The organism is Diaphorobacter aerolatus (assembly GCF_014489535.1).
Taxonomy (GTDB): Bacteria; Pseudomonadota; Gammaproteobacteria; order Burkholderiales; family Burkholderiaceae_C; genus Diaphorobacter_A; species Diaphorobacter_A aerolatus.
Window position 1 is genome coordinate 995,096 of record NZ_CP060783.1, and the last position, 14,739, is coordinate 1,009,834.

Genomic DNA, 14,739 nt, shown 5'->3' on the forward strand with positions numbered 1-14,739 from the left:
TCAGATTGGGAAATCAGACCTTGGAAGCTATGTCTTGTGCGATCAGGTCGACAAACGCATCGACCGACATGACTCCGAGGTCTTTGTTACCCCGGGCGCGCACTGCAACAGTCCCTGCGGCCATCTCCTTGTCGCCGGCGACGAGGATATAGGGCAGTTTCTGCATGGCATGTTCGCGTATTTTATACGTAATCTTTTCATTGCGCAGATCCGTGACCACTCTAAGGTCTTGATTCGGCAATGCTTTTTGAAGCTTTGCAGCGATTTCGCGACAATAATCGGCCTGATTGTCCGTGATATTGAGCACCGCGACCTGCTCGGGCGCGAGCCACACGGGGAGCGCGCCAGCGTGCTGCTCGATCAGAATGCCGATGAATCGTTCAAGGCTGCCGACGATGGCACGGTGCAGCATGATCGGGCGATGGCGCTCGCCATCTTCACCGACGAATTCGGCATCGAGGCGCTCGGGCAGGTTCGGATCGACCTGGATCGTGCCGCACTGCCATTCCCGGCCCAGCGCGTCCTTGAGCGTGTATTCGATCTTCGGGCCGTAGAACGCGCCCTCGCCTGGCAGGTATTCGAAGTCACAGCCCGAAGCGCGCAGACCATCGGCCAGTGCGGCCTCCGCCTTGTCCCAGCTTTCGTCGGAGCCGATGCGCTTGTCCGGGCGGGTCGACAAGCGATACAGGATGTCGGTGAAGCCGAAGTCCTTGTAGACCTTCTGGAGCAAGGACGTGAACGCCTTGACTTCGCCCTGGATCTGATCGGGCATGCAGAAAATGTGACCGTCATCCTGCGTGAACGCGCGCACGCGCATGATGCCGTGCAGGCTGCCGGTGGGCTCATTGCGGTGACAATTGCCGAACTCGCCAAAGCGCAGCGGCAGGTCGCGGTAGCTCTTGATGCCCTGCTTGAAGATGATGATGTGACCCGGGCAATTCATCGGCTTCAAGGCATATTCACGCTTTTCCGACTCGGTCGTGAACATGTTCTCGCGGTACTTGTCCCAGTGGCCGGTCTTCTCCCAAAGCGACTTGTCGAGCAACTGCGGCGCCTTTACCTCGAGATAGCCGTTGTCACGGTAGACACGGCGCATGTATTGCTCGACCTCCTGCCAGACGGTCCAGCCCTTGGGGTGCCAGAACACGGTTCCCGGCGAGTGCTCGTCGATGTGGAACAGATCGAGTTCACGGCCGAGCTTGCGGTGGTCGCGCTTCTCGGCCTCTTCGAGCATGTGCAGATAGCCGTTGAGCTCGTCCTTGGTCGCCCACGCGGTGCCATAGATGCGCTGCAGCATCTCGTTGCGATGGTCGCCGCGCCAGTACGCGCCCGCCACCTTCATCAGCTTGAAGAACTTGAGCTTGCCGGTGCTGGGCACGTGCGGGCCGCGGCACAGATCCTCGAAGTTGCCCTCGCGGTACAGGCTCACGTCTTCGTTGGACGGAATGCTGGCGATGATCTCGGCTTTATAGGCTTCTCCAAGACTCTTGAAATACGCCACCGCTTCGTCGCGTGGCAGCACGCGGCGGGTCACCGGCTCGTCCTTGTTGGCAAGCTCGGTCATCTTCTTTTCGATGGCGGCGAGATCCTCGGGCGTGAACGGGCGCTTGTAGCTGAAGTCGTAGTAGAAGCCGTTTTCGATCACCGGGCCGATGGTCACCTGGGCGTCTGGGTAAAGCTCCTTGACCGCATAGGCCAGCAAATGGGCGGTCGAGTGACGGATCAAATCGAGGCCATCTGCGTCCTTGGCCGTGATGATCGAGAGCGCCGCGTCGTGGTCGATGGAAAAGCTGGTATCGACCGCCTTGCCATCCACCTTGCCGCCGAGTGCGGCCTTGGCCAGACCCGAGCCGATCGACTGGGCCACTTCGGCCACGGTCACCGGACCGGGATATTGCCTTTGCGAACCATCTGGAAGAGTGATTTGAACCATGTTGCTCTGCATTCTCGCGATTGAATCGCGGCGCTATAAAAACAAATGCGCGGACCGGCCGCGCAAACTTGAAAACAGGGAATTGACAGACATGCCCGCACCAGGGTGCGCGGACCTGCACCTCAGGCGATCGGACATCTCCCGTAGAGCGTTGCGTTCGCGGTGTCATAACCTGAAGGCGCCTTTCTAACCTGTCAAAAATGAGAGAACAAAGTGCCTGTTCATCCCGGATTGGAACCGCCTCGATAGAGGCAATCCTGCTATTTTAGCGTGGTAAGCGCTTTTGGGTTGGGTTTGTCCGCCGCTGCGCGCAAGCTGTCGTTGATCAAGCCACGCGGACACCCCATGTATCGCTTACGTAAAGCTTCGCAAAGCGAGCGAAATATGACAACCGTTTGGCAGCACCCGTCGTTGAATGCTCATTGTCCCCTTCTTGTGAATTGGGGTCTTGAGAGGATTTTGCAATGATTCAACGTTCCCGCTTTGGGCTCGCCGCAGCCGCGTTGTCCGCCGTCACCTTGACCGGGTGCATCGTTGCGCCTGTCGGACAGCCCTATTACAACGATCCGTACAGCAATATCCCCGATACACAGGCCTACGCGCCGATCTACGCGCCGATTGCGCCTCCAGCCCCCTACGTCGAGACCGTACCGGTTGCGCCTTATGTCGGCGCCGTGTGGATTGGCGGCTACTGGAATTGGTCTGGTGGCCGCCACGCCTGGGTGCCAGGCCGCTACGTGCACGGTCGCCCCGGCTATGGCTGGTCACCGCGCACCTGGTCGCCCGGCCCGCGCGGCGGCTATCAAATGCGTGGCGGCGGCTGGCACCGTCGCTGAGGTTCTTGATTCAGGCAGCGGCCTGCGCACCTCTGGCGGCATGAGCGGCACGTAGCGCTCATCTGTCAGTGATCGCAAGAATGCAACCAGATCATCTACATCCCCATCCGAGAGCGCCGCCGGGCTGCCAGGCTTGCGATTGAGCGGCGGCGAATTGACGTTCACATTTTCGTGAAAGCTTGGCGCAACATCGTCAAACGCCCCGCTCTTTCCGTACCACCGCACGGGATCGATTCCGCGCGTGTTGTAAAAGTCCACCACCTCACGCAGGCTGGTGATCGAACCGTTATGCATGAAGCTCTGCCGGATCGCCACATTGCGCAGGCTCGGCGTGCGCACGTAGCCGCACCATTGCCCGGGTTCGGGCCACTTCAATTTTTTGGCCGTCTCGCAAAGGCCATTGTCGAAATGCCGTGGATTGCGATTGGCTGCCAGCGCCTTGTTGCGCGGTGACGCCAACGCCTCGTACCCAAAGTCCGTGAACAACGAGCGCTCCCCGCGCGACGCGGTTTCCGACACCGTGTGGCACGACGCGCAATTACCCTTGTCCTGATTCTTGAACAGTGCCAGACCACGCAGTTCGGCAGGCTTCAGCGCCGCCTGCTTGCGCGCGAAGCGATCAAATCGCGAGGTGAACGGGGACAGCTCGTCCGATTGCAGATAGGCTTGAAGTGATGTTCCCAGCGCGCGCAAGAGTGCCTCGGGATCCCGCTCAACGCTCTTGCCGAATGACGGCACCAGCAGTTGTGAAACCCCATTTTTGTTGAGCCGCGCAAGCAAGTGGGCGGCATTGCGGTTATTCATCTCCAGCGGATCGAGCAAGGGCGCACGCACCTGTTCCGCGAGCGAATCCGCGCTGGCATCCGCCATCAATCCGCCAAAAAAAGACGGCACGAGCGCGTCATCGTCCTCGTAGAAATAGCGCTTGGGTACGTAGCGCACATAGAGCAGTGAGGGTGCGACACGTTTGCCAAAGTGCCCTGCTCTGCTGCCGCGCGCGGTACCGGGTGTCTTTTCATGCGCGCCGAGCCCGCGGCGCAGATCGGGACCCCATGCGCGTGCGGGATCATGACAACTGGCACACGAGGTGCCTTGGGGATCGGACAGGCGCGCATCGTGAAACAGCACACGCCCCAGCTCGATGAGTTGGGCGTCTTGCGGGAAGCGGGCCTGCGTAGGGTCGTAGCGCGCCGCAACCTGCGGGGTGGAGGCAATCATCCTGACGACTTTCGCACTCGCTCCGGGCGCAAGCCATACCGCTGCCGTGGGTGCATCCTGCGCGCGCGAGGTACAGGCGAGCGCTGCGCAAAAAAACGCCGCCAGCAGTGCGACGGCGTTTTTCCTTTTCTTCGTCCAATGATTCGCCAAGACCGGCACTCGCAAGATCAGGGAGTCAGGAAGCCGGCCTTGTCGCAGCCCAGCGAATAGCCTTGCTGCAGGCAGGTTGCCAGCAACTTGCCGTCTGCGGTGTAGGCTTTGAAGCTCCAACCCGTGGACGGCTGCGCGCGGCGCTCCATCAACAGGAAGCCAAAACTTGCATGGTGCGAAATCTTGTCGATGACAGCGCCCGGAGCGGGTTCGGTTCCGGGTGCGAGCGGATCGGGGAGCGCCACGTCGAGGTTGTCGCCTGCGGTTCCACTCACGATGGTTGCCGTCTGGCCGGTCTTGAAGCTGATCGCCTGGAAATCGTGCACGTGACCGTGCAGCGCGAGATTCACGCCGGGCGGGTAGTAGGCTTGCGCGTTCAGGCTGCTCATCACCGACGTCATGGCGGGATTGGCCTGCGCGGGCTTGGCACCGGCAATCGGCGCAAACGCCAGAATCGGATGGTGATTGGTGAAGAAGTTGTTCACCAGACCCGACTTGGCAGCGATGTCCGCGACCTGACGAAACTGCTTTTGATAGATCGCGAATTGCGTGTCTTCCGGCTTCAACGCGGTCTTCGGATTCTTTGCGGAATCAAACACGATGACCTGCGTTCCGGAGCCGAGCTTCACGGCATACGGATCGCTGTAGTTCGCGGTCGCATCATTGCTCGCGAGATCGCAGGAGCGCGCCGCGCTGAATGGCTGCGGGTCCAGAAACCTGAACCAGCCCTGTCCGCCACGCGCACATTCTTCGTGGTTGCCGCGCACCATCACCCAGGGCGCGGCGGCGAGCAATTTCGCCGCCGGCTTGAACAGGTCGGCCTGCCACGTATCCCAGCCATAGCCCCAGGGGCTGCCCTTGCAGCCCGCGATGTCGGACGGACAGGCATTCTCGCGGTAGTGGTAGTCACCCACGTGCAGGACCAGATCGGGCTTGAGGGCGGCAGCAGCGTTCGCGACCTTCTCGAACGGCCATGCCGCGGAGTCGCCACAGGCCTGCCAGGCGTTGTCGACCTTCTTGAGGCGGCATCCGCTGTCCCCAAACACCACGATGCGCTGCGGCTGCGCCTTGGGCAGAGGCAAATTTTGACCTGCAACGTTCACCTGCAAAGCCGTTGCAGGCAAGGCCTGTTCGCACACGGTGACCGGGAATGCCGAAGGCTTGGAGTCCGTGGGGTCGCTGGCCGTTGGACGCAGTCCCGGGTTGCTCGGCGCTGAACGCAGACTCATGCGCGAGACGCCGCCGTCCACGGTGATCAGCGGGCACGCTTCCTGCGGACCCGCCGAGGCTTCGGGCACATAGTTGGTGATGACGCGTGCAATGGCCTCGTTCTTGGTGCCGACCATCACCCAGGCCGCCTGGATATTCGACGCCTTGCTGGCCGCATCGCCGTCAGAGCCGCCGCAACCGTGCAGCGCCAGGAGGGATGCCGTCGCGACGAGACTCAACCCGCCCCATTGGAAAGTACGTTGTTGTATGTTCATTTTTTCTCCGTGGACCACTGGAAATTCCGTGGCTCGCGAAGCTTATGAACAGCATGTGACGCGATGGTGAAACATCCTCGGGCAACAAAAAAACCACGGTCAGCCTACGCTGCCGTGGTTGTGTCTGCCGGAGTCCCCTATTCGCTGCGCTCCTGCTGGACGCAGCGAACCGGGTCAAGCACTCGATCAGTGGAATTGCTCTTCTTCGGTCGAACCGGTCAGCGCCTTCACGCTGGACGAGCCGCCCTGGATCACGGTGGTCACGTCGTCGAAGTAACCCGCGCCCACTTCCTGCTGGTGCGACACGAAGGTGTAGCCTTGCTCGCGTGCTGCGAATTCCGGTTCCTGCACCATTTCAACGTAGTGCTTCATGCCTTCGCCGCGAGCATAGGCGTGGGCGAACTTGAAGGTGTTGTACCAGTTGCTGTGGATACCGGCCAGCGTGATGAACTGGAACTTGTAGCCGAGCGCCGAAAGGTCTTCCTGGAACGAAGCGATCTGGCTGTCGTTGAGGTTCTTCTTCCAGTTGAACGATGGCGAGCAGTTGTAGCTCAGCAGCTTGCCCGGGCAGGCCGCGTGCACGGCCTGCGCGAACTCGCGCGCAAAGCCGATATCCGGCACGCCGGTTTCGCACCACACCAAATCGGCGTAGGGAGCGTAGGCAACGCCGCGGCTGATGGCTTGTTCCAGGCCGTTCTTGACGCGGTAGAAACCTTCCTGCGTGCGCTCGCCGGTCAGGAACGGCTTGTCGTTGGCGTCGTAGTCGCTGGTGATCAGGTTGGCCGCTTCCGCGTCGGTGCGGGCCAGAACGATGGTCGGCACACCCATCACGTCAGCCGCAAAGCGCGCTGCGTTCAGCTTTTCGCAGGCCTCCTGCGTGGGCACCAGCACCTTGCCACCCATGTGACCGCACTTCTTCACGGCGGCCAGTTGGTCTTCAAAGTGAACGCCGGCAGCGCCTGCAGCGATCATGTTCTTCATCAGTTCGAAGGCGTTCAGCACGCCGCCGAAACCGGCTTCAGCATCGGCCACGATTGGCAGGAAGTAGTCGATGAATTCCTTGTCGCCGGGATTGACGCCACGGCCCCACTGGATTTCGTCGGCGCGCTTGAAGGTGTTGTTGATGCGGCGAACCATGGTCGGCACCGAGTCATACGCATACAGCGACTGGTCAGGGTACATGGTTTCGCTGGTGTTGCCGTCGGCGGCAACCTGCCAGCCCGACAGGTACACGGCCTCGAGGCCGGCCTTGGCCTGCTGCATCGCCTGACCGGCGGAGATCGCACCGAATGCGTTCACGTAGCCCTTCTTGGAGCCACCATTGATCTTTTCCCACAGCACTTCGGCGCCGCGCTGGGCCAGTGTGTTTTCTGGCTGCAGGCTGCCGCGCAGACGTACCACGTCGGCAGCGGTGTAGTTGCGCTTCACGCCCTTCCAGCGGGGTTCTGCGCCCAGTCTTTTTCAAGGGCGGCAATTTGCTGTTCGCGGCTCAGTTGGTTGGTCAGCTTGGACATGAAAGTTCTCCAAAAAGCAAAGAAAGGATGGTTGAAATCGGTGGCATTGCAGCGTGAGGTTTTTGCTTTGCCGTTGGAGATACTTTAAGTCTTCTATAAGAGTTGCATTCAATCTTATGTCTTATATAAGAGAGATTTTTATATCAATAAAATCAATGGGTTATGTTTTCATTTTCTGTATGCGAAATTACGTTTCTTGTATTGAGAAAAAATACTGCGGTGCAACATTTCCGTTTTCCATATCGCAACATTGTCCATCCATATTATGAAATTTAGGGTTGCACCCCCTCTGTCGGCGGCAGCCGGGCTCATTCGGAGCGGGGTTTGAGGCATGATGTTCACGCACCGCGTCTTCGCGATTCGCCCTCCTCCTTCTTTCCCCGCCACCGTCCGCGCGCCATGCTCAGTCGTCCCGTTGCCTATTCGTGCCTCGCTCTGAGCATGGTGCTCGTCGGCAGCTATGTGGCGCTTTCCAAACCGCTCGCCGCGACCTTCCCGGTCTTCCTGCTGGCCTGGCTGCGCTTTGGCATCGGCGTGCTGGCGATGCCGCACTGGCTGTGCAAGGGCGCGGATGAGCCGCCGATGACCGGGCAAACGCGCTGGTTGCTGTTCCTGCAATCCCTGTTTGGCAATTTCCTGTTCACGGTCTGCATGATTTCGGGCGTGAGCATGACCGGAGCCACTTCGGCAGGCGTGATCATGGCCTCGATCCCGGCATGCGTCGCGGTGATGAGCTGGCTTTTCCTCAAGGAGCGCGTTGCGACGCGCACCTGGGTCGCCGTTGCCTGTGCGGTGCTGGGCATCGCGCTCTTTTCGTTTGCGAAGTCGCCGCACGCCGGGGCCGACGACGCGGCAACGGGCAAGGCCCAACTGCAATGGCTGGGCTACGCCCTGCTGCTGGCGGCGTCGCTTTGCGAGGCCGCTTATTCGGTGATTGGCAAGAAGCTGACCGGTGCGCTCGGCCCAAGCGCATCACCTCGCTCATCAACCTCTGGGGATTCACGCTCGCAACACCGTTCGGGCTGTACTTCGCGTGGCATTTCGATTTCGCCGCCGTTCCGGCCCGCATCTGGCTTTTGTTGCTGTTTTACGCGCTGGCCGCCTGCGTGTGGACTGTGTGGTTGTGGATGACCGGCCTCAAGGTCGTTCCAGCCGCGCAGGGCGGAGTGTTCACGGTATTGCTGCCGGTGAGCGCCGCGCTGTTCGGTGTGCTGGTGCTAGGCGAGCAATTCACCCCACTGCAATTGCTGGCCTTCGGCATGGCCCTCGCAAGCGTGGTGCTGGCCACCCTGCCATCGAGAGGCAGTTCAGCGGCCCGTCGCCACTGAACTGCGCGCCCGTCAAAGCTCTGCGGCGCCGATCACGATGCCGTCCGCATCGGCATACAACCAGTCACCCGGACGAACCCAGACGCCCGAGACCAGCACCGGCACGTCGGCGCGACCTTCGCCACGCTTTTCGGTCGGCAGCGGCATGAGTGCCAGGGCGCGAATGCCGATGGGCGTCTCGCGCAATTCCGCGATGTCCCTGACCGCGCCATGAACCACCATGCCCGCCCAGCCGTTCTTCGCGGCGGTCGCCGCCACGTTGCCGCCTACCAAGGCACGTCGCAGCGAGCCGCCGCCATCGACCACCAGCACGCGGCCATTGCCAGGCGTCTCGACCGCCGCCTTCACGACGGAGTTGTCCTCGAAACACTTCACCGTCGCAACCGGCCCCGCAAACGCCGCCTTGCCGCCGAAATCCTGAAACACCGGCGGCAGCACGCGAAATGCGCCCGTGTCATCTTTCAAGTGTGCATCACAGAGATCGCAGGTGCTGATGGTCTGCGTGGGGCCGATGTCATGGATATGTCCTTCCTGTTGCGAGTGCCATGGTTCAAATCTGGATCAATTAAAGCGTCGTGAATGTGCCATGAAATGCCACGCGCTGATCGGACGTATTCGAGCAAAAAAGGACCTTCGCCTGCCCTGCACGATCCTTTCGCAAGGGAAAAAGGGCCGGGAAGACTGGTAACAATTGGTTAATGAGAGTCATCCATCGAGAGCCTCCCCGAGTGAGGGGTCTCCAACCCAGCCTCCAGACATTCGTTCTTGCGAATAAAACTACGGATCTGGGGCTATGGATACGGCAAGGGCAAACCGACGGCGCCAAGCAGCCCGGCCAAAAACGAATAAATCTCGATAAATCATGGACTTGTAGCGTAAATTTGCGGCGACACCTTCAGTCGCGTGCCCCATAGCTCACTCAACTATGCTGGAGCTGGGTTGAAAGCAGGATTCAATCAACACGGCGCGGTCCAGACTCGCGACAGAGGGGAATGCCCGTCCAACAAGTATCAGACTATCAATATCAGCGGAAACAAATGAAGGCAAAAAATCGTTTCTCCGCCTTGGAAAGCTGTTTTTTTCCCATTAGCATCGGCTCAGCCAGTGAAGCAACAGGCGTTCGCTGGTGAGTCTTTTCACTATTTCTCGAACAAGGGATATCCAACATGGCAACTGCATCCAAGTCCACCGACAAGGCAGCACCCGCAAAGAAGCGCACGCCCAACGCGGCATTCATGAAGCCCCTGACTCCCAGCCCCGCTCTGGCCGCAGTCGTTGGCTCGGCACCGCTGCCGCGTACGGAGATCATCAGCAAGCTGTGGACATACATCAAGGCCAACAACCTGCAAGATGCTGCCAACAAGCGCATGATCAACGCCGACGCCAAGCTCAAGGAAGTGTTCGGCAAGCCCCAAGTCTCGATGTTCGAGATGGCTGGCCTGATCGGCAAGCACGTCAAGTAAGCAGCGGCCGCAGACCGCGCGTCACCATCGTGGCGCGTCTCCAGGAAAACCGACAGGCAACCACCAGCCCGTCGGTTTTTTTTCGCCCGCGCATCGCCGACCAAGCCTCGAAATCCCTCGTTGAACCCAATAGTTACACAACATGAAGGTGATAAATATTGCGAATGCGATAAATTCGCATTTATAATCAGCGACAGTACATTTCTTCAACAGCCAGCCAGGCCTTCTTCGCACCATGATTGTTTGTGTTTGCCGCCGAGTCTCAGACCGCGAAATCGCACGCCATGCGCATGCGGGCATGAGCTTCGACGAAATTCAATTCGAACTGGGGGTCGCCACCCAATGCGGGCGCTGCGAGCAGTGCGCGCGCGACGTGGTGTCCCAGTGTTGCGCGACCGGCACCGTAGCGGCTCTGCACAACGAGTCTGCGCCGAAGACGATCCAGCTTGCCAACTCCATTACAGAGAGCAAAGCATGGAATTCATCGCGACCATTGCAGGCAGTTTGATTCTTGTCGTAGCCTCGGTTTGGTGGGTTTTACGCAAATAATCGACCAACCTCCTTTTCGTCTACCCGGCCGCTGACAGCGCTTGCAGACTTCCCTCGCGCCTGTTGGCCGCCTTCTCTATGTCCCAGATTGATCAAACAGACGCCGCGGCGCTTTCCGGGCGCAACACCGTGGTGATCGGTTCCGTTGTGGCGCTGCATGTCGCGGCGTTGTGGGCCATTCAGGCTGGCATGGGCGATCACAAACCGCCCGAGGTCATCACTCCCGTGCAGCTGATCAGTGAGTTCATCACCGCCGCACCGCCGACACCGCCAGCCCCTCCGCCCGCGGCTCCGGTACCGCCGCCGCCCAAGCCCGCACCGCCACCTCCTCCCAAGCCTGCGCCCACGCCGCCCAAGCCGAAGCCCAAAACACCGCTGCCAGCGGCAATCAAGGATCCAACGCCGTCGCCCAATGCGCCGACCGGCGCGGTCGAACCGATCGCGCCAGCGCCTGTGGCACCACCGGTTCCGCCCGCTCCGCCGGCGCCCCCTGCCCCGGCTCCGAGTCCGGCTCCCGCCGCGCCTGCCCCAGCACCGGCTGCGCCGAAGATCGAACTGCCATCGAGCAATGCCGCCTATCTGAACAATCCGGCGCCCGGCTTCCCTGCCGTCAGCCGACGCATGGGTGAACAGGGCAAGGTCACACTGCGCGTGCTGATCAGCGCGCAAGGCTTGCCCGAGCGCGTCGAGCTCGCCAAGTCGAGCGGCTTTGACCGCCTGGACAACGTCGCCATCGACACCGTCAAGCGCTGGAAATTCGTGCCGGGCAAACGCAATGGCGTACCCGAGGCCATGGAATACCTGGTGCCCGTCAATTTCGTTCTCCAACAATAAATTTCTTCGCAGGAGTTTTCTTCATGAATTCCCAATTTGGCATCGCCAATGTCTGGATACAAGGTGATTTCGTCACCCGTGCCGTCGCCGTCCTGTTGCTGGCCATGTCGCTGGCCACGTGGATCGTCATCATCATCAAGGCGCTCGACATCCTGCGCTTCAAGAAAAACGCGCGCATCGCACGCGACTTCTGGCACAGCGAAGACTTTGCCGCCGGCATGAGCAAGCTGGGCAGCGACCCGAGCAACCCGTTCCGCATCCTGGCTCTCGAAGGCCGCGAGGCCACGGCCCACCACCGCAACACCCAGGCGCACCTGCACGACTCGCTCGACGTCAGCGATTGGGTGACACGCTGCCTGCGCAACTGCATCGACGAATTCACCGCACGCCTGCAATCGGGCCTCGCGATCCTGGCCTCCGTCGGATCGACCGCGCCCTTCATCGGCCTGTTCGGCACCGTCTGGGGCATCTACCACGCGCTGGTGGCGATTGGCACCTCGGGGCAATCGACCATCGACAAGGTCGCTGGCCCGATCGGCGAAGCGCTGATCATGACCGCACTCGGCCTGGCCGTCGCGATTCCTGCCGTGTTGGGCTACAACGCGCTGGTGCGCGGCAACAAGTCGATCCTCAACGGTCTCAACAGCTTTGCGCACGATCTGCACGCCTACTTCGTGACCGGCGCCCGTGTGTCCTCGCACAGCGAACCCGGCAAGGTGCTGCCGATCAAGAAGGGATAACTCGACATGGCTTTTGGCACACAGGACGAATCCGATGACGTGATGAACGAAATCAACATGACGCCCCTCGTGGACGTGATGCTGGTTCTGCTCATCATCTTCATCATCACCGTGCCGGTGATCAAACATGCGGTTCCCGTGGACCTGCCCCGCGCCTCGAACACGGAAGAGGTCATCAAGCCGGAAACCATCCGCCTGTCAATCACCGAAGACGGCAAGTTCCACTGGAACGAGCTGGACATCGGCGACGAGGAACTCGAACCCCGCCTCGCCACCGAGGCCGCCAAGGAACCCCAGCCCGACCTGCACATTCGCGGCGACAAGAACGTACGCTACGAACGCGTCGCAATGGCCATGTCGGCGGCACAGCGCGCTGGCGTCAAGAAAATCGGCTTTGTCACGGATCCTGCGAAGTAGTCGTCCCTGAAATATTCATTTCACGCCGTAAGCTTCCCTGTCAAGTAGACAGTCGATTACTGGAATCTGCGGCAGTGGTTAACCTGGGCAGGAACTGCTTGGGAGGCAGTCCGCCCAGGGCGTCATGAGGACGCTGCTCGTTGTAGATTCGTAGCCAGTCCTCGGTGATGCGTTCGACCTGCTCTATGTTCTTGAACACGTAGGCGTCCAATACTTCGTGACGGTAGGTTCGGTTGAACCGTTCGATGTAGGCGTTCTGATTGGGCTCGCCCGGTTCGATGCGATTGAGCCGGATGCCTTTGGCTGCTGTCCAGTCAATAAAATGGTGGCTCGTCATCTCTGGCCCGTTGTCCATGCGAATACTCTCCGGCGCCCCGTACCAGTCGATCAAGCGGTTCAAGGTACGGATCAACCGCGTCGATGGAATCGAGATGCCGATCTCGATGCACAGCGCCTCGCGGTTGGCTTCGTCGATCACGTTGAGCGTGCGGAATCTGCGGCCGTCGTAGAGCACGTCATGCATGAAGTCCAGCGCCCAGCCCTGATTGACCAGCGTGCCTGCTTGCAAGGGCACGGGATCGCGCTGCGTGATGCGCTTCTTCACGCGTTTGGGGATGTTGAGCCCCAATTGACAATACACCCGCCAGACGCGCTTGTGATTCCATTTGCGTCCGTCGAGCCGCAGCCGGTCATAGCACTTCCAAAATCCCCAACGCGGGTTGACTTGCACGATGGCGTTGAGCGCATCAATGATCTCTGCATCGCGCCTCACCGCCGCCTCGGCTTCCTTATAAAACGCCGCCCGGGACAGTCCACGATCACACAGGCTTTGCTCACTGCCAACCCTCGCTCCTGGATCAGGTCTTTGGCCGCCAACCGCTTGGCTGACGGCGTCAGTACTTTTTTGCGATCACGTCCTTCATCGCTGCAGCTTCCAGTGCCAGGTCAGCATACATCCGCTTGAGCCGCGCATTCTCCGATTCCAGCTCGCGCATGCGCGTCAACTCTGACACCGTGACACCCGCGTATTTGCTCTTCCATCCGTACCAGGTCGCCGCTGATGCCGTGCTTGCGACAGACCTCAGCCACCGGCGCACCGGCTTCGCCCTCCTTCAAGATGGCCACGATTCGGCTCTCGCTGAACTTGCTCTTTCTCATTGCTGCCTCTGCTTTCTCTTTGAGGCCGCATTCTCCAGTTATGAGTTGTCTAATTTCAGGGGAAGCTTACGCCCTCACCTTGAATGTATTTTTTGCCAACGTCCGCGACCAAGCCTCATATCTGTTCGATTCTGAGCCGCAGTTTTATCTGGTGCGCGCTCACCCAACGCCCCGGGAGCAGGCTCATCAATATTGACTTCAAACTATTGCCGCTTGTGGCGACTGATGAATATACCTCAGCACCATAGCCTGATTTATTGTAGCCGTTTAGATTAAACTATTAATTCATTGAAATTTCTTGAAGACTTGCCTCGCCAAATTCATTGATTCTTTTTTTGTCGCTTGTCGATAAACCTGATTATTGTCATCAAAAATAAACCAACCAAAATAAGTCAGTCTATTATCTTTTTCAATATGAACTATGGGGTTTGCATATGAGCGATCCCAGAAAATTGAAGGCGGTGTTTTTGAATAAACTTCAAGAATTAATTTTCCAGAATTAACATCATGAATTCTTAATATATACGCTGTGCCTGAAATCCAAAATGAACCAATAAGATCGCCTTTATCAGTAAATGAAATTAAAGAAATTGGACTATCAAAATACTCTCCATAACTTCTCTTTTTGCACTGTGTATTTAAAGAAAATAATTCTCTCTCTCCGGCGTTGGTTGTTTTTCGCGCGATGAAAAATCCATTTTCTTCGTCAGACGGAAACTCGCTATAAAACTGTACTACCTCTCGATTATTCATGCAATGCAAAGGGTTGGCGGAAATACTTGCCCAATGTATGAATGAAAATATAAAAATAAGAATTTTCATTTGTGAATTATTTCAAAGCATGGTTTTTCATTTTTACAAGATAATGAATTTTTTCGCGCATCTTGCAAGTAGCTCGAACACGGTTGAGTAGAGAATTCGAATAGCCTGCCGGATCCAGTGCGGCCCTGAGCACTCCGGGCTGTATCAGCGCGCATTCGCATATACTGTTCTGCGCCCGAGTCTATCGGCTTCTGAATCGAACCGCTAACCTCGCCGCAATTATGACACCTAATAAGCTGGCGATCGCAAGTAATCCGGCAATTGCTGGCTGTCTACATCGAGGATTTTCTGAA

Annotated in this window: 11 protein-coding genes and 3 pseudogenes; 7 read left to right on the forward strand and 7 right to left on the reverse strand. The window is 58.9% G+C overall.

The genetic code is table 11. The features are described 5' to 3' along the window. Nucleotides 1-13: 13 nt before the first annotated feature. Complete coding sequence (thrS, locus tag H9K75_RS04655; RefSeq protein WP_187724941.1) at nt 14-1,933, reverse strand: threonine--tRNA ligase; 1,920 nt, start codon at nt 1,931-1,933, stop codon at nt 14-16. 464 nt (nt 1,934-2,397) lie between these two features. On the opposite strand from thrS, the gene H9K75_RS04660 reads away from it, so the two are divergent. Beyond that, nucleotides 2,398-2,769: a YXWGXW repeat-containing protein gene (locus H9K75_RS04660; protein ID WP_187724942.1), complete on the forward strand. Its 372-nt coding sequence runs from the start codon at nt 2,398-2,400 to the stop codon at nt 2,767-2,769. Here the strand turns inward: H9K75_RS04660 and H9K75_RS04665 are convergent. The 3 genes and pseudogenes from H9K75_RS04665 to aceA all read right to left on the reverse strand — a co-directional run bounded on the left by H9K75_RS04665 (nt 2,698) and on the right by aceA (nt 7,135). Further along, nucleotides 2,698-3,987: a cytochrome-c peroxidase gene (locus tag H9K75_RS04665; RefSeq protein WP_187724943.1), complete on the reverse strand. Its 1,290-nt coding sequence runs from the start codon at nt 3,985-3,987 to the stop codon at nt 2,698-2,700. The two genes, H9K75_RS04660 and H9K75_RS04665, sit on opposite strands and share 72 nt — an antisense overlap. A 167-nt stretch (nt 3,988-4,154) precedes the next feature. Beyond that, complete coding sequence (locus tag H9K75_RS04670; protein WP_187724944.1) at nt 4,155-5,621, reverse strand: metallophosphoesterase family protein; 1,467 nt, start codon at nt 5,619-5,621, stop codon at nt 4,155-4,157. A 186-nt stretch (nt 5,622-5,807) separates the two neighbouring features. After that, nucleotides 5,808-7,135: pseudogene (aceA, locus tag H9K75_RS04675) on the reverse strand (isocitrate lyase). A gap of 399 nt (nt 7,136-7,534) precedes the next feature. Between aceA and H9K75_RS04680 the strand changes: the two are divergent. Continuing rightward, nucleotides 7,535-8,463: pseudogene (locus tag H9K75_RS04680) on the forward strand (DMT family transporter). Nucleotides 8,464-8,475: 12 nt separating this feature from the next. On the opposite strand, the gene rraA reads toward H9K75_RS04680, so the two are convergent. After that, nucleotides 8,476-8,928, reverse strand: coding sequence for a ribonuclease E activity regulator RraA (gene rraA / locus H9K75_RS04685; RefSeq protein WP_319016877.1), 453 nt, complete (start codon nt 8,926-8,928; stop codon nt 8,476-8,478). A 701-nt stretch (nt 8,929-9,629) separates the two neighbouring features. Between rraA and H9K75_RS04690 the strand changes: the two genes are divergently transcribed. The 5 genes from H9K75_RS04690 (at nt 9,630) to H9K75_RS04710 (ending at nt 12,466) form a co-directional block, all read left to right on the forward strand. Next, nucleotides 9,630-9,926, forward strand: a complete 297-nt coding sequence (locus H9K75_RS04690; protein ID WP_187724945.1) for an SWIB/MDM2 domain-containing protein — start codon at nt 9,630-9,632, stop codon at nt 9,924-9,926. Between the two features lie 235 nt (nt 9,927-10,161). Then, nucleotides 10,162-10,434, forward strand: coding sequence for a (2Fe-2S)-binding protein (locus H9K75_RS04695; RefSeq protein WP_187724946.1), 273 nt, complete (start codon nt 10,162-10,164; stop codon nt 10,432-10,434). Nucleotides 10,435-10,553: 119 nt separating this feature from the next. Further along, nucleotides 10,554-11,309 carry an energy transducer TonB gene (locus tag H9K75_RS04700; protein WP_187724947.1) on the forward strand — a complete coding sequence of 252 codons (756 nt, stop codon included), beginning with the start codon at nt 10,554-10,556 and terminating at the stop codon, nt 11,307-11,309. Between the two features lie 23 nt (nt 11,310-11,332). Then, nucleotides 11,333-12,049 carry a MotA/TolQ/ExbB proton channel family protein gene (locus H9K75_RS04705; RefSeq protein ID WP_187724948.1) on the forward strand — a complete coding sequence of 239 codons (717 nt, stop codon included), beginning with the start codon at nt 11,333-11,335 and terminating at the stop codon, nt 12,047-12,049. A gap of 6 nt (nt 12,050-12,055) precedes the next feature. Continuing rightward, nucleotides 12,056-12,466 (forward strand): ExbD/TolR family protein, encoded by a 411-nt coding sequence (locus H9K75_RS04710; RefSeq protein WP_187724949.1) that lies wholly within the window; start codon nt 12,056-12,058, stop codon nt 12,464-12,466. Nucleotides 12,467-12,506: 40 nt separating this feature from the next. Here the strand turns inward: H9K75_RS04710 and H9K75_RS04715 are convergent. Together H9K75_RS04715 and H9K75_RS04720 are read right to left on the reverse strand one after the other, a co-directional pair. Further along, a pseudogene (locus H9K75_RS04715) lies at nt 12,507-13,624 on the reverse strand (IS3 family transposase). 285 nt (nt 13,625-13,909) lie between these two features. Beyond that, a complete protein-coding gene (locus tag H9K75_RS04720; protein ID WP_187724950.1) occupies nt 13,910-14,446 on the reverse strand; it encodes a hypothetical protein in 537 nt (178 codons plus the stop codon). Between the last annotated feature and the right edge of the window lie 293 nt (nt 14,447-14,739).

Bases quoted from the DNA above. Each gene is read 5' to 3' on its own strand.
- thrS (WP_187724941.1), bottom strand. From the start codon at position 1,933: ATGGTTCAAATCACTCTTCCAGATGGTTCGCAAAGGCAATATCCCGGT.
- H9K75_RS04660 (WP_187724942.1), top strand. From the start codon at position 2,398: ATGATTCAACGTTCCCGCTTTGGGCTCGCCGCAGCCGCGTTGTCCGCC.
- H9K75_RS04665 (WP_187724943.1), bottom strand. From the start codon at position 3,987: ATGATTGCCTCCACCCCGCAGGTTGCGGCGCGCTACGACCCTACGCAG.
- H9K75_RS04670 (WP_187724944.1), bottom strand. From the start codon at position 5,621: ATGAACATACAACAACGTACTTTCCAATGGGGCGGGTTGAGTCTCGTC.
- H9K75_RS04690 (WP_187724945.1), top strand. From the start codon at position 9,630: ATGGCAACTGCATCCAAGTCCACCGACAAGGCAGCACCCGCAAAGAAG.
- H9K75_RS04695 (WP_187724946.1), top strand. From the start codon at position 10,162: ATGATTGTTTGTGTTTGCCGCCGAGTCTCAGACCGCGAAATCGCACGC.
- H9K75_RS04700 (WP_187724947.1), top strand. From the start codon at position 10,554: ATGTCCCAGATTGATCAAACAGACGCCGCGGCGCTTTCCGGGCGCAAC.
- H9K75_RS04705 (WP_187724948.1), top strand. From the start codon at position 11,333: ATGAATTCCCAATTTGGCATCGCCAATGTCTGGATACAAGGTGATTTC.
- H9K75_RS04710 (WP_187724949.1), top strand. From the start codon at position 12,056: ATGGCTTTTGGCACACAGGACGAATCCGATGACGTGATGAACGAAATC.
- H9K75_RS04720 (WP_187724950.1), bottom strand. From the start codon at position 14,446: ATGAAAATTCTTATTTTTATATTTTCATTCATACATTGGGCAAGTATT.